Origin of the sequence: Halovenus salina, assembly GCF_026410925.1 — an archaeon.
GTDB classification, from domain to species: Archaea; Halobacteriota; Halobacteria; order Halobacteriales; family Haloarculaceae; genus Halovenus; species Halovenus salina.
In genome coordinates this window covers 932,466-957,839 of record NZ_CP112972.1, presented here as the reverse complement: position 1 = coordinate 957,839, position 25,374 = coordinate 932,466, and the positions used below count along the sequence as shown (strand labels likewise).

The window sequence follows — 25,374 nt, the reverse complement described above, 5'->3', positions numbered from 1 at the left end:
CTCATTTGTTACCTATCAAAAAGTACTATAACGGTCCCCGGAGAACCAAGCGGGTGAGACAACCCGTCTCGGATGCAATACCCAACCATGAGCGCTATAGATACCATCATGCCGGATTTCGTTCAGAAGAGTGTATTAGTCAAACTGACTCTCGCCGTTGTCATTATAATGTTACTTACTGGCGGCGTTGGGTTCTACTTCTATCAGGGGCTTGACGGGGAGCTCAACGACCAAGTAGACCAGCAGGTAGAGGCCTCGACAGTCCTCCAGGAGAACGCGTACAATAACTGGTTCGCCGACCGTCTCGACGAGGTCGAGAGCATCGAGGGCATCATCACGGAAGAGGGCATTCAGTTCCAACAGGGGGGGCAAATCTCGGATTTCCTCTACAACCAACAGTTCGAGACGAGTGCTGAGATTTCAGATCTGCACTACGTGAGCGCCTCCTCCGGTGAGGTTCTCGCCAGCTCCGACAGCGACTTCGTGGGGACGAACTTCTACGACGGCGATGGGCCGAACTTCGACCAGGAGACGCTTGAACAGGACCAGTTTGTCCTCCCGGGGCAGTACGGGGACGGAATGATGGCAATCGGGTCGTATCTTCGATTTCCCCAGAACGATAACGCCGTGTTGCTCGGAGAAATAAACACCTCGCGAGACGTTGTCGGCCCACGAATCGAACAGAGTACGGAGGGTGCGGCGACCGGCGTCGTCTCTGCGAGCGACGACCTCGTCATCGGTAACGAGCCCGAAATTACCCGCCCAAGCGGCGATGCGAACTTGACCAGAGCCGAGACGGGCGACAACATCTACGCGTATCGGCAGGTCCAGTCACACGACAACCTCTATGTCGTCACGGAGACGCCAAAGAGCGCAGCCTTCGAAGTGCGAAACATTGTCGGCCAGAACTTCGGGCTGACGCTCGGATTCGCGTTCCTGTTCCTGCTCGTCGGTATCGGTGCCGGCGGCTGGGTCGCGATTCGAGACCTGAACACCCTTGCCTCCCGGGCCGAAGCGATGGGTGAGGGTGACCTGGACGTCGACCTTGAGACGAGCCGGAAAGACGAAATCGGCATCCTCTACGACGAGTTCGACGACATGCGGGGAGACCTCAAAGAACGCATCACAGAGGCCGAGGACGCCAGAGACGAGGCCGAAAGCGCCCGCAAGGAAGCAGAGGTCGCGCGCGCCGAGGCAGAGGAGATGGCGACCTATCTCCAGGAGAAAGCCGAGACGTACTCCGATATCATGCAGGAGGTCGGGATGGGCGATATGACCCAGCGGATGGAGTCGGACGGCGAGGAGGAGTCCATGGACCAGATTGCAGAGGAGTTCAACGACATGATAGAGGAGCTGGAGAAGACGACCGGCCAGCTCAAAAGCTACGTCGACGAGGTCGAAGAGGCCGGGGCCGAAGTCGAGCAAAGTGCCGAGACGGTGCGGGACGCCAGCGAGCAGGTCGCCGACTCGATTCAGAAGATTTCCGACGACGCCTACAACCAGAAAGAACGCCTCAAGAACATCTCCGAGACGATGGACGAGGTGACCGACGAACTCGAAGCCGCGGCCGCCCAGCAGGACGTCGATATCGGGGAGGCACTGACGAACATCAGGGCAGTCGCCACCGACATAAACGATATCGTCAAGCTGAGCGAGGAGACGATGGCCGAGGCTGAACACGTCGCCGGAGCTGCCGAAGAGCAGGCGGCAGAACTCAATGAGGTCTCAGAGCAGGCAAACGACCTTCAGCGGTACGCACAGCCGCTCCGTGACATCCTCGGTCGGTTCGAGACCGAGGCAGAACACGAGTTCGTCTTCTCGGTCGGTCCGACCGGAGGCGCACAGAGCCCGGGGCGACACACCGGCGACGACGAGTAGCTACGCCAGGTCGCCGTCTCGAATCCGGTGCTCTGCGTCTCGACGTGCCTCGTCGGGGTCGAAGTGCTCGATTTGTTCCGTGAGCGTCTCCGGCGTGGCGTCGGCCAGTTCTCGCGCGTGTCGGGTGATATTCGGAACCGCTCTGATGATGTTGTCCACGACGGGGACCGCTGCGACCTCCGTCGACCGGGACCGAGGATTGAGGTCGATGACTATCTCTGTTTTCCCCATCTCTGCCAGCGCCGCCGCCCGGTCACCGTCTTCGAGTGGGACCAACACTACGTCTGCGGCGCGGATGCCGTCGGCGTCGACCTTCGCACGCTCGTGGTCGAGTCCAGGGATTCGTGCGTCGGCGGCGAGCCCTTTCACCTCGTCTGCGCCGTGCTCTCTAAGGTGGGTCGCGATAGCTTCCATCCGCTGTTCGGTTCTGTTGAAGAGGTTCACCTCGATATCGGCGTCGACGGCCTCGGCCAGCTCGACAATCTCCTTAGGAACAAGCGCAGCGACATTCCCGTTGACCGAGAGAACTGGCTTCTCGGCCAGAAGTAACTGCGCCGCCGCGGCCCGCTCGGCCCGGTCTGCGCTTGGTATCGTCTCCTCACCGAGCAGGTAATCGAAGGCCTCACCCCGGCCCTGTGCGATGAGCCCCTGTCTGCTCGTGATGCCCTTTTCGACCCCTTCCTCGATGCGGTGGCGGGTCAGCAACGACTCGTAGCGCGGATGACTTTCGGGTACGTCGACATCGCTCATGTGCCAGTCGTTGCTGGCCAGCGATGAAAGCCCGTCGCTTGGTGGTGGCGTGGTACCGCGACTCTCGGAAGTCATATACCGCTCCCGGGTGTACATTTGTTTGCTATGACGCAAGGAACGGTTGATTTCTTCAACGACACAGGCGGTTACGGATTCATTTCGACTGAGGACGCGGACGACGACGTTTTCTTCCACATGGAAGACGTAGGCGGCCCGGACCTCGAAGAAGGACAGGACATCGAGTTCGACATCGAGCAGGCCCCCAAGGGCCCGCGAGCGAAAAACGTCGTTCGCCCGTAGATAACTGACACGCGTCACGACAGGTGACGTATCACTGTCTTTTCGAACACTTACGCTTTCAGCGACGGCCTCGCAGCACCACCCGGAACGACGAGGAAGCGACGGCGACTACGGTTCGAGCGTCGCGCCTGCGGGGTGGATTTGACACACATCGGGGTCGTACCCCGCATCGGTGAGTCCGGTGCCGAGTGCGATTACCGTCTCGCCGAGCATCGCCATCGTGGCAGTTCCGCCGGCCTCGTTCACGTCGAGTATCACATCCCGAACGCGTGCAGTGAGCAGTTCCGACTCGCGGGCGAACTCACGGGATGCGCGCATGAATCGGTCAAGTGTTGGCTCCCCGACGACATCCGAGAGCGCCTTCTTGCCGGCAGTCGTGAGCGCCGTTGTGTCGCCGTCGAGCACGCCGTCGGTCGCCAGGTCGTCGATGACGTGGTATTCGACGCGACCGCGGGCGGGAATCCGGTCGAGTGCGTTGTCCTGTGGGCCGCCTGGTTCGAGACGGACCGTGACCCCGCCGTTTGCCTGTGCTACCACGTCTCCCAGCCCGGTTCCTGCCTGGACCTCCGCGCCGTGGGCGACTGTGACGAGTTCGTTTCGAGAGAGTCGCCGGTCGAACGCCGCGTTTGTCGCCAGGGCCGTACCCAGGGCCATCGCTCCCGAGACGCCGAACCCAGCACCCAGCGGGAGGTCCGTGGTCGCGCTGACCGCGGCAGGGGCTTTGAGCGCATCGAGAACGCGCTCGACAGCTCCCATCGTGATTGGCTCCCCGTTCAGTTCGACCGAAACTTCGTCAGCGGGACGGACCGTTACGGTGACTCCCTCTGAGAGGGCAATACCACAGCCCCGCGAGCCAGCTTTCGTTGGGTCGGGGTCATGGTCGCTCGTAAAAAATCCAGTCACGTGCCCCGGCACAAACGCCTGCGCTACGTCTGTCATGGCTGGCACTCAGGCGGGCACTCCTTTAGTGGTCACGGCTCTCCAGTCGCCCAGCGGGGTCGACCGCTCAGAACAGTCCGATGTCGAGGGCGTACTCCCAGGAGAGCGTCCCGACCGAGGCAACGGCGACTGCCCCGCCGGCCATCACGAGGTTCTTCAGAAACGCCGTCATCTCGTCTTGCTGTTGGTCTTCGGGCACCGCCCAGAAGTTGTGCATCGTCACCGCGGCGACGACGAGAAATCCAGCGAGGGCGAGTGCAGCCGCGACGGGAAACACCCCCGCGATGAGCGCGAGACCCCCGGCGACGAGAACTGCTCCCGAGGCGAGTACCGACAGCGTCGGTGCAGGCAGCCACTTGAACTCCGCGTAGCCGGCCATCTCCTCGCGCTGCATGAAGTGATTGAATCCCATGAATGCGAGCGTGCCGCCGAAGACGATACGACCGACTAGCAGTCCGAGTGCGGCGGTTCCAGTCACTGACATCAGCGCGACACCTCCGCTCTGAGGGCGTGTTGTTTGTCTCTCTGTCCGCTTGCAGTGGCTTGTAGTTTCATTACGTTACTTGGTTCGTACCAGAACGTATATTTAGCTTTGGCGACATAAATGTAAGTAGGTAACATCGATGTCATCGACAGTCGAGGACACGGACGCAGTCGAATCGAAAAACGAAGAGGCCTGTTCGGTCGTTCGGGCCGTGGAACACATCGGCTCGGAGTGGCGACTTATCGTGCTGTACGACCTGTCCGACGGCGAAAAGCGATTCAATGAACTCAAGCGCTCGACTGGTGCCAGTTCGCGGACGCTCTCACGGGTGCTCGACGACCTGGGCGAGGCCGGACTTGTCGCCCGGCGCGTCGAGGACAAACCAATCGCCACCTACTACAGCCTCACGGAGCAAGGCGAGGCGCTGTGTCCGGTCTTCGGAGAACTAGAATCCTGGTCCGAGGAGTGGCTGGCCTCCGAAGAGGGAGAGTCGTAACTCTCTTTTTCGCATTTTAAATCACCCTCGGGATTCCACGGTATCGTCATACCGCCTCCGATTTATACTTTCACTGCGGTGTTAACTGGGGTTTATGTATGAGGCCGCACAACCGGCGGGTATGGCATCACAAGACCTCGAAGAGCTGCCGGGCGTCGGTCCGGCCACAGCCGAGAAGCTTCACGACAATGGATTCGACGATTATCAGGGAATCGCGGTCGCCAGTCCGGGCGAGCTGTCGAACACGGCAGATATCGGTGAATCGAGCGCCGCCGACATCATCCAAGCCGCACGCGAGGCGGCTGACATCGGCGGCTTCGAGAGCGGCGCAACGGTACTGGAGCGACGGGAGAAAATCGGCAAGCTCACCTGGGGGGTCGAGGAAGTCGACGAACTGCTCGGCGGCGGCGTCGAGACCCAGTCTATCACCGAAGTATACGGTGAGTTCGGTGCTGGTAAGTCGCAGGTGACTCACCAGCTCGCGGTCAACGTTCAGCTTCCCGCCGAACACGGCGGACTCGAAGGGAGCTCTATCTTCGTCGACTCGGAAGATACGTTCCGCCCCGAGCGTATCGACGATATGGTCCGCGGGCTCGACGACGAGGTCATCGAAGACACGATGGTCTTGCACGACGTGGCCGACGAGGACGGAGCCGATGCGGGTGACGAAGCGTTGCTCGATGACCTGCTCGAAGCGGTACTCGACAAGATTCACGTCGCCAAGGCATTCAACTCGAACCACCAGATTCTGCTGGCAGAGAAGGCCCAGGAGATTGCAAGCGAGAGCCAGGACGACGAGTTCCCGGTTCGCCTGCTCTGTGTCGACTCACTCACCGCACACTTCCGTGCAGAGTACGTCGGCCGTGGCGAACTCGCCGAGCGCCAGCAGAAGCTCAACAAACACCTCCACGACCTCATGCGCGTCGGTGACCTCAACAACACCGCCGTCATCGTCACCAATCAGGTGGCGGCAAACCCCGACTCCTTCTTCGGAGACCCGACCCAGCCCATTGGTGGTAACATTCTGGGTCACACCTCGACGTTCCGTATCTATCTGCGCAAGTCGAAAAACGACAAGCGCATCGTCCGGCTGGTCGACGCACCGAACCTCGCCGACGGCGAGTCGGTCATGCGTGTGACCGGTGACGGACTCGAACCCGAGTAACTGACACTGTCTGTCGGAAAGAATAGAGGAGTCTGAGGGCCCAGAGTGAAAGTACTCGTTTTTGATGGTATCTACGTGCCGGAAGCTGTTCTCCAGGCGAAACCTCTCGCGTCTCACTCGTCGGCCGTTCGGAGGAACAAACAGTAAAATTACATATCTCCGTTCATCGCGGTAAACAACCGCTCGCGGAGTTCTTCACGCGAGACGCCTTCGCCAGGGCCGAGACCCTCCATGTGTTCGAGCGAGCACTGGCCGCCGCCCATTCGGGCGTGCCCGCCGCCACCTGCCATCGGGATGTCCTCGAGCACCGATTCGAGGACTTTTCCCATGTGAACGCGGTCGTCGTTCGACCGGCCGGCAAATCGGATTGTGTCGTCTTTGTCGCCGAGGACGACGACAGCATTGACGCCTTCGAGCCTGCGGAGCTCGTCGGCAGCCTGTGGGATTGAATCGCTGTTCGAGACGGAGCCGACATCGCTGACCGCAAAGGCAGACCGAACATCCCGTCCAGTGATAGCCCGCGCTTTCACGTCGAGCGACTCGGGGTCGACCTCTGGGTTGGCGATGCGGTCGAGTTTCTCCTCGTCGATACCTGGATACAGAAACGACGCAGCGTCGAAGTCCGCCCCGGTACACCCTTTGGTGAGTTGACTGGTGTCTGCCTGTATTCCATAGAGCAGTGCAGTTGCCGTCGTGGGTGAGAGTCTGTTCGCGAGCGGGTCGTCTTCGTCGCTTTCGTCGAGGTCTTCGGGTGATATTGGGTCCCAGCCCAGCTCCTCGACGTATTCGGCAAAGATACTCGCACACGAACCGTAGTCGGTTCGGACGTCGGTGAGCCGACCCCCAGTTCCGCCGCCAGGGTGGTGGTCGACGACGGCGACCGGGTCGATATCGTCGGCCCCGTGAAAGTCACGGGCCTCGTTGTGGTCGATGAGGACGACGGCAGATTCCTCGATTTCCCCCGTGTTCTCTATCTGCTCGAACTCGGTTTTGAGGACGGTCTCGAACGCGCGGTTCTCGTGGTGGCGAATCTGGCCCGGATAATACAACGTCACAGCTGTCTCCCGGTCGGCGGCGATGTCGCCGGCCGCAAGCGCACAGGCCATCGCGTCCGGATCTGGGTCCGGATGCATCAGTACAGCGACAGCGTCGTACGAGCCGACCACCCGCGCAAATCGCTCGCCGGCTGTTCGGGTTGCCGACCTGTACAGAAGGCCGATAGCGGCGAGAATCGCGACACTGAGGACGAGGAGAGCGACCGCGAGCAACGGTTCGTCGGCGAGCGACGACGCCAGCGCGTCGAGTTCCTCGCTCACCGTGTCGACTATGCTCATACCTCAAGCGGTCCGCCCGGATACAAATGTGTACTGCTTTCCCCACACCTCTGCCGATTTGTCGATACGTCCGGCTGCTGTCGTGCTATTTATCCTGTTTGTCGGTGGCGGTGTACGCGTCGACTGCTGCCTGATACCCTTCCCGAAACGTCGGATACTGTAAGTCGTATCCGAGTGACCGGAGCTTTTCGTTTTGACAGCGCTTGTCTGCCTCGATTCGCTGTCTGGCCCCGGTCGAGAGAGACTCGTCTGCGAGACGTTCTGCTTTGGTCTGTTTCGGTGGCACTGACTCACCGCAGCTCTCGGCGAGCCAGTCGGCAAGCTCCCACTTCGAGACCGGTTCGTCGTCGACGGCCAGCAACACCTCGTTCCGGGCAACCTCTTCTCCGAGCACGAATGCGAGCGCTCCAGCGGCGTCTTCCCGGTGGGTCAGGTTCAGGATTCCCTCGGTGACCGGCCCATCGAGATAGCGTTCGAGGCGGTACCGGTCTGGGCCGTACAGTCCTGCGAACCGGACGACTGTGGTGGCAATATCATCCGCGCGCTCACGGGCAACTGCTTCGGCGTCGGCGAGTGTCTGTTGTCGCTCGGTCTCGGGGTCGATTGGCGTTGCCTCATCGACCCAGTCGCCACTGTGGTCCCCGTAGACGCCCGTGCTCGACGTGTAGATGTAGCGCTCCGGCGGCGTCTCTCTGTCACGCAGATGGTCCAGAACGCTCTTTTGGCCCTCGACATACAGCTCACGGGAGGTTGTCTCGCTGCTCCGGCCGACGCTCGCTGCGAATACAACTGCTTCGACATCCGGAAGCGCCGAGAGCGTCTTCTCGGTAGTTATATCGCCCTGTATCGGGTCGATTCCGGCAGCCTCCATCGCGTCGACGCCACTGTCTGAGCGTCGCACGCCGACGACGCGGTCGACGGTCTCCGCTGTCAGGAGTCTCTCTCCGAGTGCGAGGCCGACGTAGCCACAGCCGAGTATCGCGACGGTCGTCATTGTTTGTTGCGTTCGATGTAGTTGTGGACGAGCGCGTACTCGTCGAGCGTCATCGGAAATCGCCCTTCTGTTTTCTGCTGGATTTCTTTCGGTTCCATCTCATCATCGAGACCCGATGCGACCGCTTCCACGTCGAGGACGGCAATCGACATTCCCATGAGCAGGATGTCGCGGGCTTCGGCGGCGATGCTATCGGCGTCTGGTAGTTCGTCGTCGAGTGCGAGAATTTCGGCTGCTGTTTCGAGTGTCACCTCCGGAGACTCTCCTGCGACCAGCGCCGAGAGTACTGCTTCGTCGACCTCGACTTCCTCGGCGACTGTCCCTCTCCCGACCATCTTGATGACGGCCACGAGTCGGTCATCGTATGCGGCACGGAGTTCTTCGGGGGACAACTCATTCGCGTCCTCGAACCTCCCTCTGAGCATATACGCCCTTGGACGGCGGGATATAAGCACCTAGGCTTTCGGAGCCTCAGAGCATCCCTCTGACCACCAGAAACGAACAGAGGTATACGACCGTCGCGGTGCTGAGTCCTCGCCCGACGCGGTAGCCGACCAGCGCGCGGTCGACGCCGCGAACGAGTCCAACAGACAGGGCGGTCAGAACTGTTGCCAGCGCGAGGACGTACAGCCCGACGGGGCCGCCGAGCCAGCCGAAGGTCTGGCCGCCGCCACCGAACTCCGTGCTGCCACCGATGGCCCCAGCCAGGGCGACCGTTGCCCCCGCGACTAGTGGGCCGAACACGGTCGCAGTGTTGGTCAACGTCCGGCAGACCGAGTTGAGTGTGTGTCGTGCCTCCTGCTCGATTTGTTGGAGGTCGTCGATGTGTTCTGCCAGCGAAAGCAGTGCGGACCCTGCCGGTGCCCCTTCGTCCGCAGCCACCGAGAGTAGCGCGAGACTCCCTCGAACCCGTGGGCTCGGCACGCTGTCGAGGACGCCGTGTCGGCCGAGAAAGGCCTCGTGGACTCCAATGTGGAGCTGTCGCTGCTGTTGTGCGCCGTCGGCAAGTATCTCGCCTGTCGGCCCGTCGAGTTCCGTCGCGACCTGGTCGATTGCGGTTTCGACGGCCCGACCGTTGGCGACTCGCCGTCCGATCAACTCCAGCGCGTCGGAGAGTCCGTCCTCGACTGCTCGAATCTGCTCGTAGACGGCGACTACTGGCCGAGTGGCGACGATGAGTCCGGTCCCGGTACCGAGGCCGACCGCCGCGACCGGTGGCCCCCATACTGGGAAGAGTCGGGCACAGACAAGCCAGGCACCCAGTGCCACGCCGGTGCCGACCAGCGCCCCGTGAAGTCGCCTGTCGGCAACGTCGGGGTGTGCCCGTGTCACCGCTGGCGGTGGGAATGCGACCGGACGACGGGTGAGCAGCCAGACTGCCGTGACCGTGAGCGCGACCGGTAGTGCGACGTTGTAGACACCGACGACGACTGCGGGCGTCACGACGACACCAGCCACCCCAGCGGCCGGCAGCAGTGCCACCAGTGCTGTCGGTAACAACACCCCGAAGGCATACAGCGCGGTCACGGGGCCGCGGATGCTGGCAGCGAAGGTCTGGAGTGTCTCGCGAGTGCCGTCGAGGACGACTGTCAGTGCCCGGTCCAGTAACTGGTGGCGGTCCGTCTCGGGTGTCCGGCCTGCAACCACGATGAGTGAGCACGCCCGCCGGAGCGATGGGAATAAATCACTCCAGGCGTCTCCGAACGCGGTCAGTCCGGCATCCCCTGTATGGTGGCCCCGTCTGACGTGTGCTTCTAGTTCATCGCTGAGTACACCGTTGCTCGTCTCTGCGGCAAAGGCTGCGGCCCGCTCGGGCGTCGGCGTGAGCCGCATGCGCAGGACGGCGCGTGCGACGAGGTCAGGTGCGGCACCGAGTGCACTGGTTCGCTTGGCGGTCGCAGCCACTTTCGGTGCGGTATGAATCAGGTGAACGACGGCGAGTGCGAAGGTACAACCGACGAGCACGATAACAGGCCACAGCTCAGGGCTGAACACCGCAGCGACTCCGATGCCGCCACCGGTGGTCAGACCTGCGCCGTAGCCCGCTCTGACGACTGTCGCCCCATCGCAGTCGGTATCGAGAAAAGCCAGCGCGTCGCGCAACTCCTCGCTCACCTCGACGGGCCAGGGATACAGGCGCGCACACCCTGCAGCCACCCGCGAAAGCTTCGGGTTCATTGCTGGCGGTCGGCCTGTGACTCGGTCACTGCATCGCCAGATGTCGCCTCCTGCGTCGCGAGTGCGTCGAGGAGTTGCTCTCTGCTGGCGAGCAACTCCCGGAGGTCGGCGTAGGACTCACCAGGTCTGGTGAGCGCATCGACGGCGTGGCTGTTCCCGCGTTCGAGACGCCCTGTCGAACCCAGTCCGTCGCCACTCTGTTCGTACAGGGCTGCGAACGTACCCGGTTCACTCGGAACGACCTCCTCGATAGCGCGAACCCGTCGCCGGCCGGCTGCCGTCGTCTCCAGGCTGACGACGAGGTCGGTCACGCCGAACGAACTCGGCGAGACGCCGAGGTCGGTGACGACCCGGTCGTACACTGCCTCGGCCCCGTCGCCGTGTATCGTTCCCAGCACGGATTCACTGTTTGCACCGACACGCATCGCCTCGTACAGGACCTCTGCCTCCTCGCCTCTGACCTCGCCGACTGCGAGCGCCCCGTCGCCGAGTCTGAGTGCCGTTCTGAGCGCGTCGCTCGGAGACAACCGTTCTGTGTCGCCGCCGGCCAGCAGGGCCTGCACGTCCCGGTCCGCGTTCTGGAGCGCAGAGACCGGTAGCTCTGGTGTGTCCTCGATAACGACCGTCCTGACCTCTGGTGGGAGTTCCCAGAGGAGCGCGCCAAGCGTGGTCGTCTTTCCGGCCCCTCTCGGACCAGCGACCAGCAGCGCGCTCCCGCGTTCGACCGCAACAGAGAGCAACGCGGCCGCCTCCGCGGTGACGGTGTCGTTTCGGACGAGACCAGGGAGCGTCCAGACCTCCCGGCCCTGTGCGCGGAACGCGAACGCGGTCCCGTCGCTCGGTGGATCGGTGACACCGGCAATCCGGAGTCGCCGGCCAGCAACCGTCGCGGTCGCATCCAGCGTGGGTTCTGCCCGAGAGAACGAACGGCCGCTTTCGCGACGGAACCGCGAGGCAAGCGCGTCGACACCCTCGGCTGTTACCCACGTGTTTGTGACGTAGGTCTCGCCATCGACAGTCACCCGGAGTCGATTCTTGGGGGCTGGAGCGGTGACGAATGCGTCTGTCACCGAGGGGTCAGCGAAGATATCCTCTAACAGCCCATAGCCGCCTGCGTGTTTCCGGAGAACCTGGGTGACCTGCTCTACCCACTCCGCCTCCGCGTCGTCGGCAGCCGCCCGCACAGCTCTCGCCGGCGCGCGCTCGCCGCCGTCGAATCGACCCCCTGCAAGGCGCTGGTAGGCGTCTGCGAGTGTCGACAGCGCCGGGGCTGGAAGCTGCTGTTCGAGCGGGACGAGGTGGTACGCCGGTGGCCCGTTCGGGCGGTCGTACCGTCTGACCGTCGCGCCGGTGTCGAGGTCGATGACTTCCTGAAGCGCGGCGTTGGGCGGCGCTGGCTCGACCCGCCAGTGGCTGAGCGTCGGGCCGACCGCCGGCGAGAGGAGTTCCTCGTAGCTGGCAGCAGCCCCAGCGAGGACATCGAGACCCGTCTCTGCGGCGATTTCGGCCACCGCGCCAGCCCGCCCGGTCGCCTCCCGACAGGCACCAAGCGGGTCCCGCCGTGCTTGCTGTGCGAGTCGTTCGTCGTGAAACGAGACCGTCTCGACGAACCGGCCGGCCGCGACTAACAGTCCGGCTGCCTCGTCTTCGTAGGCGCGCTCGACACCGTTTGCTTCTGTCACCACGGCATCTACGTCCCGTTCGGTCAGTGCATCGATTGCTGTTTCCCGACACTCCGGCGCATCTTCGAGCACCCCGGCGTGGGGACAGTCTGTCGCGTCGAGAACCAGCCTCTCGCCGTCGAAGGCGGGCTGACACCGACATCCTCCGTCGCTCTCGCCGAAGAGCTCTCGGAGCTGGTCGATGGCTCCTGTGACGCTGTCGGACATACGACCACTGGTCCCGGAATCTGGTATAAATCTCCGGACGGACCGCCACCGCACGTCTCGGTCAGAGGAGCTGTTTGAAGCGTTCGAGTGGGCCTGTGTCGTCCTCGTCTCCCGCGAGCGGGTCGTCATCTGCCAGCCCCTCGTCGTCCCACTCTGAGCTGACCGCAGTTGTCTCGTCGTGCGGTTCTGTGCTGTGCGGATGGCCGCACGCTCGACAACACTTCCCGTTGTCTTCCTGATAGGAGTCCTTGTGACGTTCTTGAGGTTGCTGGAACGCCGGCTGGGGTGACTGTTGTTTCGCTCCCGTCTCGTGTCCTGGGGTGGCCGCCCCACTCCGGCTGCTCTCCTGTGGCCGGCTCGGGGTCCCCTCCTGTAGCTGTGCCTCCAGTGACTCTGCCTTCGAGAGTGCCTGTTCGGCTCGGGTTTCGACCTCTTCGTTTACCGCCCGGACGTTGCCGACGTACCCCCGCAGTGCCTGTGTCGCCGCTTCGAGTTCGGCGACGCGTGCTTCGAGTTGCTCACACTGATCTTCGAGGTCATCGAGGCGGTCGCGAGCCGCCGCTTCGGTTGCGAGCGCCGAGAGGTCGTGGTCGCCGTCTGTCACCGCCCGTTCGAGGGCGTCGACCCGTTCGACGAGTGCGTCGTCCATACCGGCGGTGGGCACGTCCCAGTATTTGAATCCTTGCCCGGGACGGTGATTCTCCTGGCGGCCCGTGATGTAATAACGCTCGCACTCCAACAAAGAAGAGTACATGAAACAGGAGACGACGACCCGAGACGTGTTCGCAGAGACGAGTCTCTCGCGACAGCGCCTGGCGAGACTGTCCGAGCTGGTCGACGCCACCGCTGATGACGAACTCACGGTCCGTGCTCCAGCCACTGACGAGCCAATCGGGACGGTTCCGGCATGTGACGAAAACGATGTCGAGCGTGCGGTCGAGCGCGCCCGGTCAGCACAGCGGGGCTGGGCCGACTTGTCTGCAGACCGGCGCGGAGAACTGCTCAACCGGTTCGCTGACCTCGTGTTGGACCACCAGGACGAACTCCTCGACATCGTCCAGTTGGAGACGGGCAAATCCCGCGCACACGCCGTCGAAGAGGTCGCAGATGTACCGCTGAACTGCTCGTACTACGCACGTCACGGGCCTGACTATCTCGCTGACGATTCACGTCAGGGAGCAATCCCGCTGGCGACGACCGCCGAGGTGACCTCCGAGCCGGTCGGTGTCGTGGGCGCTATCTCGCCGTGGAACTACCCGCTCACGCTCTCGATGGTCGATATTATTCCCGCACTTGTCGCTGGGAACGCTGTTGTCCTCAAGCCCGACGAGAAAACGCCGTTTATCGCGCTCGCACTCGTCGAACTGCTCGACCGTGCTGGCGTTCCCGGGGATGTCGTCCAAGTCGTCACCGGACGGGGCGCGGACGTGGGGCCGTCGCTCGTCGGCGGGGTCGACTACATCGCCTTCACCGGCAGCACGGAGACCGGGCGCATCATCGCCGAGCAGGCCGGCCGGAATCTCATCGGCTGTTCGTTGGAGCTGGGCGGCAACAACCCGCTGGTCGTCCTCGACGACGCGAACGTCGAGACGGCCGCCCGTGGCGCGGTCCAAGCCTGTTTCACCAACGCCGGCCAGCTCTGTCTGGCCGCCGAACGCATCTACGTTCACGAGTCGCTGTTCGAGGAGTTTCTCGACGCCTTCGTCGGAGCCACCCGACGGCTCTCGCTTGGCACCGAGTTCACCTACGGCCCGGACGTGGGCTCGCTCATCGACGAAGACCAGCTCGCCCGCGTCGAAGACCACGTTTCAAGTGCTGTCGAGGACGGCGCGACGGTCCTGACCGGCGGACGACACCGCCCCGATGTTGGCCCGTTCTGTTACGAACCCACGATTCTCACCGATGTCGCGGCCGACACGACCGTCGCCTGCGAGGAGACCTTCGGTCCCGTCGTGACCGTGGAATCCGTCCCGGACGCGGAGACGGCGGTCACGAAGGCGAATGACTCCGAATACGGGCTGAACGCGAGCGTCTGGACTGGCGACCGTGACCGAGGCCGCGCGCTCGCAAGAGAAATCGACTGCGGGACCGTCTGTGTCAACGACGGCTACGTCTCCGGGTGGGCCGCGATTGACGCGCCGATGGGTGGGTTCGGCGATTCGGGACTGGGGCGGCGACACGGTCGCGCCGGCATCGAGCGGTTTCTCGAATCACGAACCGTCGCGAGTTCACGTGTCGGGCCGCTGACGGAACCCCCCAGCGTCTCCTCTCAGTGGTACGCTCGGGGACTGCTCGCGCTCTCTCGGTTTCAGCGCCAGCTTTCCGGGGTTCCCGTGTTCGGACGGTGGTTCTCGTGAGCAGTCCGCGTGTTCTCCTCACCGGCTTTCCCGGCTTTCTTGGTTCGGCACTGCTCGAACGCTTACTCGACCGCGGCGACGGGCCGATAGCGTGTCTCGTCCAGCCACGCTACCGCGAACTCGCCGAGCGACGCGCTGCGGAGATTGCCGACGGGGACGGAGAAATTCACCTCTACGAGGGCGATATCACAGAGCCCGGCCTCGGCCTCGGCGACACCGAACTCGGGTCGGTGACAGAGCTGTATCACCTCGCTGCGGTGTACGACCTGGCTGTCGACGCCGACCTTGCGGAGGCCGTCAACGTCCGTGGGACCGAACATGTTCTCGATGTTGCCGAGGACCTTGACGTCGACCGGTTCCAGTACGTGAGCACCTGCTACGTCAGCGGCCGCTACGACGGCATCTTCACCGAAGCCCATCTCGATGAGGGCCAGCAGTTCAACAACCACTACGAACGGACGAAATTCGAGGCCGAACAACTGGTCCAACAGCGAATGGCCGAGGGGCTCCCGACCACAATCTACCGGCCGGCAATCGTCGTCGGCGACAGCGAAACGGGCGAAACCGCCAAGTACGACGGCCCGTACTACATTCTCCGTCTCGTGCTCGCCCAGCCCGCCGTCTGTTCGGTCCTGACGACGCTGCCCGGGTCGGCCGACTCCGAACTGAACGTCGTTCCCCGGGATTTCGTGGTCGATGCAATTGCGGCCCTGAGCCGACGGGAGGAGACCGTCGATGAGGTCTACCAGCTCTGTGACCCAACTCCGCTGTCGGTTCCAGCCTTCGTCGACGCGGTCGCCGACGCGATTGGACACCGCGTCCTCTCGCCACCTGTTCCGAAACCGCTGACGAAGCGGATGATGCGGACGCTCGCCGGCCGTGGCTGGCCTGCAGAGCCGGCCACGGTCGACTACTTCGACCACCCGACGCGGTACGCCTGCCCCAACACCAGGCGAGCACTCACCGACACTGACATCGAGTGTCCACCTGTCGAATCCTACATGGACACCCTCGTCGACTTTCTCCGAGAAAATCCAGACGTCCGCGCCGAGGCGATGCGCTGACCGGCCGCAACTTACAAACCCGGCGCAGTCCTCGTGATAGCCGACGTGAACACGGAGTTTGGCTTCGAGTTGCAGGTCTGTCAGTGGGCCGAAGCCCACTGGCCGCCGGACGGAGAGGGCGGTCCAGTCGTGGTCGCCCGACAGCTCGGGACGAAACGTCGCCGGTGGGATACAGTCGTCATCGAGTGTGACCCGGCGGCGCTCTCTGCGCGCGCTGCCTTCGGCACCCAGGCCCTTGATTCGGACCTGTTACACGTCGTGCAGAACGCGCCCGCCGAGTGGGCTTGGTACCGAGACGCCCTGCCCGACCCTGGCTATCCGTGGCGATACGTCCGCCAGGCAGTCCATCGCGCGGCCGACAGAGGAATCATCGAGCGTCGTCGCGACGGCGGCCGAATCCAGCTCCGCCGGAAATGGCCGTATCCTGACTGGGTCGAGCGAATCGTCGCGGTCGAGAACAAACCCGACCTCGACGCGAGCGCCGCCCGCGACCTCGCCCCACAGCTCGAACGCGACGTGGCGCTCGGGCTCGCTGACGAGGTATGGGTGGCAACCAGCGAAACCGACGAGCCCGTCGAACCGGTCCTGTTAGAGGATATTCCCGTCGAGGCCGGCGTGCTCACCGTCGAGCGCGGCCGCCGAGGGGAGAGTGCTGTCGAAGCGACCTGGCAGCCGCGGGCGCTCGACCCCACCGCGCCCGGAACGCGGATTCTCGACCGACCGGCAGGAGGCGAGTTCGACGACTCGGCCTGTCAGTTCGAGGTCGCAGACACGGCGTGGAAGGCAACGAAGCGGCTGGAAATCGCCGAACGCGCCTACGAACGAGGGTGGCGTTCCTACGTCGATTCGATGCGCCCGGACTGTCGACATTTCGCTTTCGAGGCCACACCAGCGGTCGCGCGGCCGTTCTGTGAGGCAAAAGACTGCAATCAGACACAGCGTGAGTGTGCGGGCTCCTGTCCGAAGTTCGAGCCCGAGCCACCAGCCTGGCGACAGCGCGGCTGGCCAATCGAGGGTGGCCCGGGAAAAGCAATCAAGCGACTGCTCGACCGCGGGCGACAGCGGCACCGGCCGAGCGAATAGGTCCCCTCTGTTATCGCCCGAGGTCTTCGTGTGCGCTTGCGAGATGGCGCGAACAGAACGCGGCGATGAGCGAAAGTTCGCCCGCGAGCGCGCCGACGGCAATCACCTCTGCGAGCGCGTCGGCGTTCGAGCCGGCCGGGTCGCCGCCGCCGGCGAGTCCCAGAAGCTCCAGTCCCGCCGACTGTGTCGCCAGCTTGGTCCCGCCGCCGACGGTGCCGACTTCGAGTGAGGCAAGCGAGATACTGGCGTACAGGCCGTCCTCGCGTGCGTCCATCGTCGTGATGGCGTTTGCGCCCTCGACGACCTGTGCCTCGTCCTGGCCCGTGGCGAGAAACATCGCCGCAACGGTGTTTGCGGCGTGGGCGTTGAATCCCAGGCTCCCGGCTTTCGCGCTCCCGACGAGGTTCTTTCTGGTGTTCCCCTCGACCATCGCTTCGGGCGTCGTGTTCAGTGTCTCCTCGACCAGTTCGCGGCTGAGTGTCACGTCTGCGGTGACGGTCCGCCCCCGACCCTCGACGGCGTTGATAGCGGCCGGCTTCTTGTCGTTACAGAGGTTGCCAGAGATGGCGACCAGCTCCGCCGGCGTCTCGGCCTCGACGAGGTCGGCGGCCTCGCGGGTCGCGATAGTGGCCATGTTCATCCCCATCGCGTCTTTGGTGTCGTAGGCGAAGCGCAGATAGACGTTGTCGCCGACGACGTAGGGCTCGACGGCGAGCAACTCCCCGTGGCTGGTGGTCGATTCGGCGGCCTCGCGCAACTGTTCGGCGTGGTCGTCGACCCACTCGACGACCGTTTCAGCCTCTGCGACGCCGGCGACGCGGAATACCGGCGCGCGGGTCATCCCCGAGTCGGTCACGCGTGCGGTTGCTCCGCCAGCGTCGTCGATGGCGGAGAGCCCGCGGTTGACGCTTGCGACCAGCGCGCCCTCGGTCGTCGCCATCGGCAGGAAGTACTCACCGTCTGCCGCGCCGCCGTCGATAGCCACGGGACCGGCAACGCCCATGGGTACCTGGGCACTCCCGACGAAGTTTTCGACGTTGGCGTCTGTGGCCTGCCCGGCGTCGAAGGTGAAATCGCCGATTGCGTCGAGGTCGGCACCCGTCTCGGCGGCGAGAAATTGCCGCCGTGCCTCGGCAGCAGTCTCGGCGTCTGCGTCGTCCAGTTCGTGGAGCCGTCGCTCGCCCGTTCGAAGCTGGTCGGCAAGGGTCGCTGGGTCGGTCATAGCTGGCACCTCGGGGGGACCGACTGTAAGCGCTCCGGATGGCCCGCGACGAGTGTCCGAGACTACGCTCGCCAGCTGTACCCATGCTGTGGCGGGCCGCATCCCGGGGTTTAAGTCTGAGCCAGCCGCCACTACGACCGTGGACCCGTCGCGTCTCTTCGATGAATTTCCGGCCCCGAGCTACCGCGGTGCACAACAACAGGCACTCGCGGACATCCAGGATTCGCTCGCGGCCGACAACGATATCGTCCTCGTCAGGGCACCGACCGGCAGCGGCAAATCACTGCTCGCGCGTGCCGTGGCAGGCTGTGCGGCGACGCCGGCAGAAGTGGGACCAGAGGAGCCGATTGGGGCCTACTACACGACCCCGCAGGTCTCACAGCTCGACGACGTGGCGGGTGACTCGTTGCTTGACGACCTGAACGTGATTCGGGGCAAGAACAACTACAGCTGTATCCTCCCGGGCGAGACCGATACGCCGGTCAACCGCGCCCCCTGTGTCCGGGAACGCGAGTTCGACTGCCAGGTCAAACACCGCTGTCCGTACTTCTCGGACCGTGCTATCGCCGCCAACCGCTCGATTGCCGCGATGACGCTCGCGTATTTCATGCAGACGGCGGGCTCTGACGTGTTCGGCCCCCGGGATGTCGTCGTGATCGACGAAGCACACGGGCTGGGCGACTGGGCGGAGATGTACGCGGCAATCGACCTCGGTCCCGAGACGGTGCCGCCCTGGAACGACGTGGAACCCGGCGCGATTACAGACCTCGAAGACGCTGCCGACTACGCGCAGTATCTGGTCACCATCTGCAACCGCGGCCTGGAGACGCTCCGGGGGAACGCGGAACTGACGCCCGACGAGGTGGCAAAACGTGACCGCCTGACAGAGCTTCGCTCGGAGCTGTCGTGGTTTATCGAGGAGTACGAGGACCCCGAGAGCGCGACGACGTGGGTCGTCGACCAGCCGGACGGCGAGGGCTCCCGGCTCACAATCAAGCCGATGAACCCCGAGCGCTATCTGAAACATACGGTCTGGGACCGGGGACAGACGTTCGTCTTGCTGTCGGCGACGATTCTCAGCAAGGACGCCTTCTGTGCCGGCGTCGGCCTCGACCCCGCGAACGTCGCGCTGGTCGACGTGCCCCACACGTTCCCCGTCGAGAACCGACCGCTGTACGACGTGACCCAGGGGAAGATGACATACGAGCGCCGCGACGAGACACTCCCGAAAATTGCCCGCACGCTTGTCCGTCTCATGCAGCGCCACGCCGACGAGAAGGGTCTCGTTCACTGTCACTCGTACGCAATTCAGGAACATCTGGAGACTCTGCTCTCGGAGTTCGGCGTCGATTCCCGGATTCGGAGCCACGACAGCGAGGACAGAGACGGCCAGCTGGAGGCCTGGAAGCGAAGCGATGACCCCACCGTCTTCCTCTCGGTGAAGATGGAGGAGGCACTCGACCTCGACGGCGACCTCTGTCGGTGGCAGTTGCTCTGTAAGGCACCGTATCCGAACACGCGAGACTCTCGTGTTGCCCGTCGGCTGGAAGACGGCCAGTGGGGCTGGTACTACCGAACTGCGCTCCGGACGGTCATCCAGGCTTGCGGACGCGTCGTCCGTTCGCCCGACGACTTCGGGGCGACGTATCTCGGTGACTCCTCGCTGCTTGACCTCTTCGAGCGCGCACGGACCGACATGCCAGACTGGTTCGCCGAACAGGTCGACCGGATGGACCGTCCCGACCTGCCCGCCTTCTCGCCGGACCGTGCAGTCGGCGAGGTGAGCGCGAGTAGCCAGTCGTTCCAGCAACGCCGTTCACACTCGACGAACGACACACAAGACCATCCACTGTCGGACGTGTGGGGAGAGTAATCGTCAGTCGTTTGGCCGATACAGCTCGCCGTCCCGTTCTTCCAACAGCCCGCGGTCGACCGCCAGGTCGATGACCTGTGCACACTCGGATTCGGCGAGGTCGTAGGCGTTCGCTGCCACGACCTCGATTTCGTCCCTCTCTACGGGGAACTTACGGTTCTGTAACATCCGCATCACCCTGTTGTACTCCAGTGCAGATATCGTCGTCTCCGAGGGGGTGTCGTGTTCCTGGTCGGAGGTCCCATCGCTTTCCTCTGCTGTCGCGGACCCACTGTCTCCGTTCTCGGGCTGATTTTCGACCGACTCCTCGGGTGTCGAGTCGGTCGGCTCCGCTGGCTCCTCGGCGGTCTCCGTCTGCCTCTCCGGTTCCATTGCTCCGTCGGCCAGCGGGTCATCGTCGTTCTCGGCATCTGTCGAGTCGCTCTCGCTGTCGCCGATATCGGTTCCGAGCGAGTCGTCTGCCTCGGCCTTGAGCGACTCCTCTTCGGCGAACAGCTCCTCGTCTTCCAGCGGGTTGTCGGGGTCGGTATCGACGGCTTCGTCGCCCAGGTCCGGTTCGAGCGCATCGTCGGCCGGGAGGTCGTCTTCGGCATCAAATTCGACCGTCTCGGCGAACTCCTCGTCTTCTACGGCGGAGTCGTCTAGCTGGTCTTCGATACCAGTACTCTCTATGTCACCCTCGTCGTGACTCGCTGTGTTGGCCGCGTCCTCTTCCTCGATAACTGTCGTTTCCTCGGTGACTTCGGCTTCGACAGTCGTCTCTTCGACTGTTGTCTCCGCTTCCGGTTCGTCTTCGATGGCCGTCTCCTCGGCGGTCTGTGTGTCCTCGTCCGATGCCTCTCCATCGAGCGGTGACAGCTCATCCTCGAACTCCGCTTCGACAGTCGCGTCCTCCTCGTCGTACTCCTCGGTCGCTGACTCCGCTTCGCTCTCGGGGTCGGTGTCCACTTCGGTTGTCTCCTGTGTACTCTCGTTGTCTCCTGTTCTATTGTTGTCGTTTTCTGGCAGTTCACCCGTCGCGTCGCTTGTTACAGCATCGGCTGTTGGTGTCGGTGGTGCCGCCTCGACTGCGGTCATCACGGCTTCGAGCTTCTCTCTGCAGGCCCGACAGAGCGTGACAGTCGTTGTGCCGTCGGCGAGCTCGTAGGTCTGTACCGGCGTCTCCAGCCCGGTCCCACAGAAGTAACACGACGATAGATGTGTCATACCGTACACAGTGAGTCCTCACAGTAAAAAGCCAGCGCCGGGTCAGTCGTCGGCGTGTGCGAACACAAATGCACGGAGAAGTTTCGCGGCCAGCGTGGCGGCCTGTCCGTCGTCGCGGTCGTTCACCTCGACTGTATCGAATCCGACGCAGTGGGGGGCGACCGCCCTGACGACCGCGTGCATCGTTTGCGGGTCGAGCCCGAACGGCTCCGGGGTCCCGGTTCCCGGCGCGAATCCGGGGTCGGCCGCGTCGATATCGACGCTCAGGTAGGCGTCCTCGCCGTCGAAGGATGGCTCCCACGAGGGCACGTCTTCGGGCGGGACGACTGTTATCCGGTCGTCGTCCTCGGCACGAGTCCAGCCAGCTTCGCTTCCGGCGCGTGCGCCGAGGATAACCACTCTGTCGGCGACGTCGAGCGCGTGGTGTGTGACCGTCGCGTGACTGAGTGGATTCCCGTTGTAGGACTCCCGCAGGTCGAGATGGGCGTCTAGACAGACGTACACATCCGGCTCGATGCCCCGGAGCGCTCCGACGGTGACGGTGTGCTCGCCGCCGACCACCAGCGGAACCACTCCGTCCTGTCGGTACTCCCAGACAGTTCCTCGGAGAAAGTCGAGGAACTCCGCGGCGTCGTCGCCAGGCCGAATCGGGCCGTGGTCGTAGACGCCCAGGTCGGTAAAGCGCTTGCTGGTGTGCTGGTCGTAATCTGAAAATGACTCTGCGACGTGGTCGAGCAGGCGGGGGCCAAAACGCGTCCCCGGCTGGAACGTCGTCGAGACATCGAGTGGCGCACCGACGACAGCGTACGCTGCGTCTGTTCTGTCCGCGACCGCACCGGGAAACATCAGATGATTTTGCGCTGGTCCTCGTGTTCGAGGAACTCGATTTCGTCGTCCGGCGAGAGGCCGTCGGTGTCGTCGGCGCGCATCACGAAGTTATCGTACGTTTCGAGGTCCATCACCTGAATCTCGCCGTCGCGCACGTCGAGCACCTGCCCCTGTTTACGGTTGATGATGGGCACCCAGATTTTTGCGTCGACCGGCTGGGAGAGCGACCGTTTCTGGCCGTCGTAGACGCCTGTCGCCTCGATACGTGCCTTCGCGCTGCCGTGCTTTCCGGGCTTTGCGGTGCTGTAGCCCGTTATCTCACACGGCACGTCCTCAATCATCACGTAACTCCCTTCGTCGAGCTCTCGGACTTCTGTCTGCTGTTTTGCCATGTGGCGAGATTAACTACCTGCAATTATAAACGGTTTGGAATGGAGTCACGACTCCTCGTCGAGAACCGGCGACTCGACGCTCTCGGATTCGGCCGAGGGCACGCCGAGGCTGGCCGGTCCCGGGGTGTCGTCGTCGCGTTCCTCCTCACGCTGGCGCATCCGCTGGCGCGTGAACTGTGGCTTGCCCCGCAGGGTGCGTGATTTCGTGAATGAGCGGTACAACACCGCCCCGATGACGAGCGCGATTGCGCCGAACCCACCGGCCAACAGCAACTCGTCGAAGACATACAGCAGCGTTCCGGAGACGACTGTTGCCGTCATCAACAGCCCGAGGACGACACGCTTTGCCAGCAGGTCGAAGTAATCTCGGTCGTCGTCGAGTTCGGCCGTGACGCGGACGCTGTCGCGCTCGATACGGTCGAGGGCAGACTCCAGCTTCGGCGGGATTCGGACGGCTGCAGTCGTCGACTCCTGGAGTTGTTTCCCCTGGTCGGTGATGTACTCCCGGACGCCCTCTTCGATGTACCCCTGTTCGCCGAGGTAGTCTGTCGCCACCGAGATGAAGTCGAACTCGGAGTCGAGTGTGACACAGACACCTTCGACGACGGTGGCCACGCGCAAGACGAGCGCGAGGTTCGGTGGCAGACGGAGCGGGAATTCGTAGATTGTGTCTTCGAGCTGCTGGATAATCTGCTGGACGCGGTACTGTTCGACCTCCTCGCCGCTTGCGTCTTGGATGGCAATTTCGGCGACTTCTGCCATGAGCTGGCGGTCGGCCTCCGGCGAGAGAGTCCCGATTTCGATAAGTGCGTCGAGGATGGCGTCGATATCTCGGCGGGCAACCGCTCCGTAGAAGTCGACGATACGGTCCTGGACGAACGGGTCGACGTAACCGCTCATCCCGAAGTCGTAGAACACCAGCGTTCCGTCGTCTGCGACCGCCAGGTTCCCCGGATGCGGGTCGGCGTGAAAGACACCGTCCTCGATTATCATCTGCAAATAAGTCCGCTGGAGCCGCTCTGCTAGCTCTGACCGGTCCAATCCTTTGTCGTCGAGACTGTCGAGGTCCGAGATTTTTGTCCCGCTGACGTACTCCATCGTGAGCACGCGACCCGTCGAATGGCTCTCGATGGTGTCCGGAATTTGAACATTCTCGTCGTCGCTGAAATTCTCTCGAATCTCGGTCAGCATCTCGGCCTCGCGCTCGTAGTCCATCTCCTCGCGAATCGTCTTCGCGAACTCGTCGGCGAGCGTCTCAAGCGAGAACGAGCGTGCCTCTTCGACAAACCGCATCAGAAACGGCAACGACCAGCGGATGACTCTGAGGTCGGCCTCGACCAGTTCCTCGACGTCGGGACGTCGAACTTTCACTGCCACCGGTTCGTCGTCGATTCGTGCAACGTACACCTGGCCCAGGCTGGCCCCGCTTATCGAGTCTCTGTCGAACTCGTCGAACCGCTCGTCGACGGGACCGAGTTCTGTCTCGATGACGCGCTCTGCTTCCGACCAGTCTGCCGGCGGCACGTCGTCCTGGAGCCGGGAGAACTCGGCGAGATACTCCGGCGGCAGGATATCTGGCCGAGTCGAGAGCAACTGGCCGAGTTTGATGAACGTCGGCCCGAGGGTAATTAGCGAGTCCAGTAGCTTCGTCGCTCGTTCGCGCCGCTGGGCTGCGCTCACTGTCCGCGATTTGCCAAACAGCAGGAACCGTCGACGGTCTCGGGCGTACGCGACGAGCAGCGGGAGGAACTGCCACGCAACGACCATAAACCGACGGTAGGCTCGGAGGTTCACCGACACCACACCTCGCTATTCGGACACTGGAATGGTCGTTTTGGTCGATGCTGCCTGTTTGGGCAGTCTGAGCTCGAGCACGCCCCCGTCGACCGACGCCTCGGCATCCCGTCCGGTCGCGTCCATCGGGACGGGAAGCTCGAAGGAGAGTTCGCTCTCACGCCCGTCGACAACGCGCTCGAACCCTTCGGGGGCTGTCCGGTCACGGCCGGCCGTCACCTTGAGGAGCCCGCCCTCGACAGATAGCTCGACCGATTCCGGGCTCGCGCCAGGCAGGTCGAGCACCAGCAGGTACGCGTCGTCGCTCTCCAGTACGTCGCCGAAAACGGCGTCGGGGAGTTCCCGCAACGCCTCGCGGAGCGCTGACATATACAACTCTTTGAACCCAAAAGCGAAAAACCCCCCGGTGTCGGTTACACTGACGCCAGTTCTGCAAGGGAACTGACACGCTCGTCGGCCCCCATCGACGAGAACGACCCGCCATCTCGGAGGCTGGGACTCAGTCGGTCGTAGGCGCGGCGACGAACGTGTACCGCGTCGAGTCCAGCGTTCTGTGCAGCGCCGATATCTTGGGGGTCGTCACCGACGAGAACGCCTGACTGCTCGTCGTCGACCCCGAGTTCCGCCATCGCCTTCCTGACCGGCCTCGGGTCCGGCTTCCAGCCGGTCTCGTCAGTACAACAGACGACGGTATCGAACCAGTCGGCGATATCGAGTGCGGACAGCACCGGTCCGGCAAGGTGTTCCTGGCAGTGTGTCACCACCCCGACGGGACCCGACAGCGAGGGGACAAGCGCCGATGCGTCCTCGTAGAGAAAGGTCGCCCTCGCGCGCCGGGTCGCGTCCTCGACCCGATGGAAGACCTCCCAGAACCGCTCCGGCTCGACGCCTTTCTCCGCGAGCAGGTCGTTTCGTGCCTCCCCGATTCCGTACCAGACGAGTTCTGATTCGCGGTCGGTGAAGGTAACGCCGAGTCGCTTCCCGATGCTGTCGAAAACCTCGTAGATGTACGACTGCTCGACGTCGACGAGTGTCCCATCCAGGTCGAGCAGCCAGAAGTCGTAGCCGGCACAGCTCATCAAGCATTAGCCATAGGTGATAGACCGGATAAGTAGCTTATGTCCCCACGGTCAACGAGAAAGAGAAGC

Annotated in this window: 24 protein-coding genes; 8 read left to right on the top strand and 16 right to left on the bottom strand. The window is 63.4% G+C overall.

All coding sequences use genetic code 11. From position 1 onward, the window contains the following. Positions 1-168 precede the first annotated feature (168 nt). Positions 169-1,878 carry a HAMP domain-containing protein gene (locus OSC37_RS04830; RefSeq protein ID WP_267163469.1) on the top strand — a complete coding sequence of 570 codons (1,710 nt, stop codon included), beginning with the start codon at positions 169-171 and terminating at the stop codon, positions 1,876-1,878. On the opposite strand, the gene OSC37_RS04825 is transcribed toward OSC37_RS04830, so the two are convergent. After that, positions 1,879-2,628, bottom strand: a complete 750-nt coding sequence (locus OSC37_RS04825) for a 4-phosphopantoate--beta-alanine ligase (protein ID WP_267164155.1) — start codon at positions 2,626-2,628, stop codon at positions 1,879-1,881. A gap of 105 nt (positions 2,629-2,733) precedes the next feature. Here OSC37_RS04825 and OSC37_RS04820 point away from each other — a divergent pair, with 105 nt between their 5' ends. Beyond that, entirely contained in the window at positions 2,734-2,928 is a 195-nt protein-coding gene (locus OSC37_RS04820) for a cold-shock protein (protein WP_092704293.1), read from the top strand. A gap of 108 nt (positions 2,929-3,036) precedes the next feature. Here OSC37_RS04820 and OSC37_RS04815 read toward each other — a convergent pair whose 3' ends face one another. Continuing rightward, positions 3,037-3,867 carry a pantoate kinase gene (locus OSC37_RS04815; protein WP_267163468.1) on the bottom strand — a complete coding sequence of 277 codons (831 nt, stop codon included), beginning with the start codon at positions 3,865-3,867 and terminating at the stop codon, positions 3,037-3,039. A 67-nt stretch (positions 3,868-3,934) separates the two neighbouring features. Further along, positions 3,935-4,351: a DoxX family protein gene (locus OSC37_RS04810; RefSeq protein ID WP_267163467.1), complete on the bottom strand. Its 417-nt coding sequence runs from the start codon at positions 4,349-4,351 to the stop codon at positions 3,935-3,937. Between the two features lie 139 nt (positions 4,352-4,490). On the opposite strand from OSC37_RS04810, the gene OSC37_RS04805 reads away from it, so the two are divergent. Both OSC37_RS04805 and radA read left to right on the top strand, forming a co-directional pair. Further along, a complete protein-coding gene (locus OSC37_RS04805; RefSeq protein WP_267163466.1) occupies positions 4,491-4,847 on the top strand; it encodes a winged helix-turn-helix transcriptional regulator in 357 nt (118 codons plus the stop codon). Between the two features lie 121 nt (positions 4,848-4,968). Further along, positions 4,969-6,012 carry a DNA repair and recombination protein RadA gene (radA, locus tag OSC37_RS04800; protein ID WP_267163465.1) on the top strand — a complete coding sequence of 348 codons (1,044 nt, stop codon included), beginning with the start codon at positions 4,969-4,971 and terminating at the stop codon, positions 6,010-6,012. A 149-nt stretch (positions 6,013-6,161) separates the two neighbouring features. On the opposite strand, the gene OSC37_RS04795 is transcribed toward radA, so the two are convergent. The 6 genes from OSC37_RS04795 to OSC37_RS04770 form a co-directional block, all read right to left on the bottom strand. After that, entirely contained in the window at positions 6,162-7,346 is a 1,185-nt protein-coding gene (locus OSC37_RS04795; RefSeq protein WP_267163464.1) for a DHH family phosphoesterase, read from the bottom strand. Positions 7,347-7,431: 85 nt separating this feature from the next. Then, entirely contained in the window at positions 7,432-8,340 is a 909-nt protein-coding gene (locus OSC37_RS04790) for an SDR family oxidoreductase (protein ID WP_267163463.1), read from the bottom strand. Further along, the gene (locus tag OSC37_RS04785) at positions 8,337-8,765 is read right to left on the bottom strand and encodes a DUF5791 family protein (RefSeq protein ID WP_267163462.1); all 429 of its coding nucleotides are present in this window, start codon (positions 8,763-8,765) and stop codon (positions 8,337-8,339) included. The genes OSC37_RS04790 and OSC37_RS04785 overlap by 4 nt, the downstream gene beginning before the upstream one ends. A gap of 46 nt (positions 8,766-8,811) precedes the next feature. Then, on the bottom strand, positions 8,812-10,518 hold the full coding sequence (locus tag OSC37_RS04780) for a type II secretion system F family protein (protein ID WP_267163461.1): 1,707 nt from the start codon (positions 10,516-10,518) through the stop codon (positions 8,812-8,814). Continuing rightward, positions 10,515-12,407 (bottom strand): type II/IV secretion system ATPase subunit, encoded by a 1,893-nt coding sequence (locus OSC37_RS04775; protein ID WP_267163460.1) that lies wholly within the window; start codon positions 12,405-12,407, stop codon positions 10,515-10,517. Before OSC37_RS04775 ends, OSC37_RS04780 begins: the two co-directional genes overlap by 4 nt. A 61-nt stretch (positions 12,408-12,468) precedes the next feature. Continuing rightward, on the bottom strand, positions 12,469-13,056 hold the full coding sequence (locus OSC37_RS04770) for a DUF7310 family coiled-coil domain-containing protein (protein WP_267163459.1): 588 nt from the start codon (positions 13,054-13,056) through the stop codon (positions 12,469-12,471). Between the two features lie 103 nt (positions 13,057-13,159). Between OSC37_RS04770 and OSC37_RS04765 the strand changes: the two genes are divergently transcribed. From OSC37_RS04765 to OSC37_RS04755, 3 genes are read left to right on the top strand one after another with little or no spacing between them, the layout of a single operon-like run. Beyond that, positions 13,160-14,764, top strand: a complete 1,605-nt coding sequence (locus OSC37_RS04765) for a succinic semialdehyde dehydrogenase (RefSeq protein ID WP_267163458.1) — start codon at positions 13,160-13,162, stop codon at positions 14,762-14,764. Continuing rightward, on the top strand, positions 14,752-15,828 hold the full coding sequence (locus OSC37_RS04760; RefSeq protein ID WP_368409534.1) for an SDR family oxidoreductase: 1,077 nt from the start codon (positions 14,752-14,754) through the stop codon (positions 15,826-15,828). Before OSC37_RS04765 ends, OSC37_RS04760 begins: the two co-directional genes overlap by 13 nt. Before the next feature lie 33 nt (positions 15,829-15,861). After that, complete coding sequence (locus OSC37_RS04755; RefSeq protein WP_438267593.1) at positions 15,862-16,911, top strand: DUF5787 family protein; 1,050 nt, start codon at positions 15,862-15,864, stop codon at positions 16,909-16,911. A 10-nt stretch (positions 16,912-16,921) separates the two neighbouring features. Here OSC37_RS04755 and hmgA read toward each other — a convergent pair whose 3' ends face one another. After that, positions 16,922-18,133: a hydroxymethylglutaryl-CoA reductase (NADPH) gene (gene hmgA, locus OSC37_RS04750; protein WP_267163456.1), complete on the bottom strand. Its 1,212-nt coding sequence runs from the start codon at positions 18,131-18,133 to the stop codon at positions 16,922-16,924. Positions 18,134-18,272: 139 nt separating this feature from the next. Between hmgA and OSC37_RS04745 the strand changes: the two genes are divergently transcribed. Further along, a complete protein-coding gene (locus OSC37_RS04745; RefSeq protein ID WP_267163455.1) occupies positions 18,273-20,006 on the top strand; it encodes a helicase C-terminal domain-containing protein in 1,734 nt (577 codons plus the stop codon). 3 nt (positions 20,007-20,009) lie between these two features. On the opposite strand, the gene OSC37_RS04740 is transcribed toward OSC37_RS04745, so the two are convergent. The 6 genes from OSC37_RS04740 to OSC37_RS04715 are packed head-to-tail and all read right to left on the bottom strand — an operon-like array spanning position 20,010 to position 25,305. Then, positions 20,010-21,212 (bottom strand): putative sodium/potassium/calcium exchanger, encoded by a 1,203-nt coding sequence (locus tag OSC37_RS04740; protein ID WP_267163454.1) that lies wholly within the window; start codon positions 21,210-21,212, stop codon positions 20,010-20,012. A 42-nt stretch (positions 21,213-21,254) separates the two neighbouring features. Then, a complete protein-coding gene (locus tag OSC37_RS04735) occupies positions 21,255-22,058 on the bottom strand; it encodes an arginase family protein (RefSeq protein ID WP_267163453.1) in 804 nt (267 codons plus the stop codon). Continuing rightward, a complete protein-coding gene (locus tag OSC37_RS04730; RefSeq protein WP_267163452.1) occupies positions 22,058-22,432 on the bottom strand; it encodes a translation initiation factor IF-5A in 375 nt (124 codons plus the stop codon). Before OSC37_RS04730 ends, OSC37_RS04735 begins: the two co-directional genes overlap by 1 nt. 45 nt (positions 22,433-22,477) lie before the next feature. Continuing rightward, positions 22,478-24,226: an ABC1 kinase family protein gene (locus tag OSC37_RS04725; RefSeq protein WP_267163451.1), complete on the bottom strand. Its 1,749-nt coding sequence runs from the start codon at positions 24,224-24,226 to the stop codon at positions 22,478-22,480. Between the two features lie 15 nt (positions 24,227-24,241). Next, the gene (locus OSC37_RS04720; RefSeq protein ID WP_267163450.1) at positions 24,242-24,595 is read right to left on the bottom strand and encodes an Hsp20/alpha crystallin family protein; all 354 of its coding nucleotides are present in this window, start codon (positions 24,593-24,595) and stop codon (positions 24,242-24,244) included. A 44-nt stretch (positions 24,596-24,639) separates the two neighbouring features. Next, positions 24,640-25,305: an HAD family hydrolase gene (locus OSC37_RS04715; RefSeq protein ID WP_267163449.1), complete on the bottom strand. Its 666-nt coding sequence runs from the start codon at positions 25,303-25,305 to the stop codon at positions 24,640-24,642. Positions 25,306-25,374: the final 69 nt, after the last annotated feature.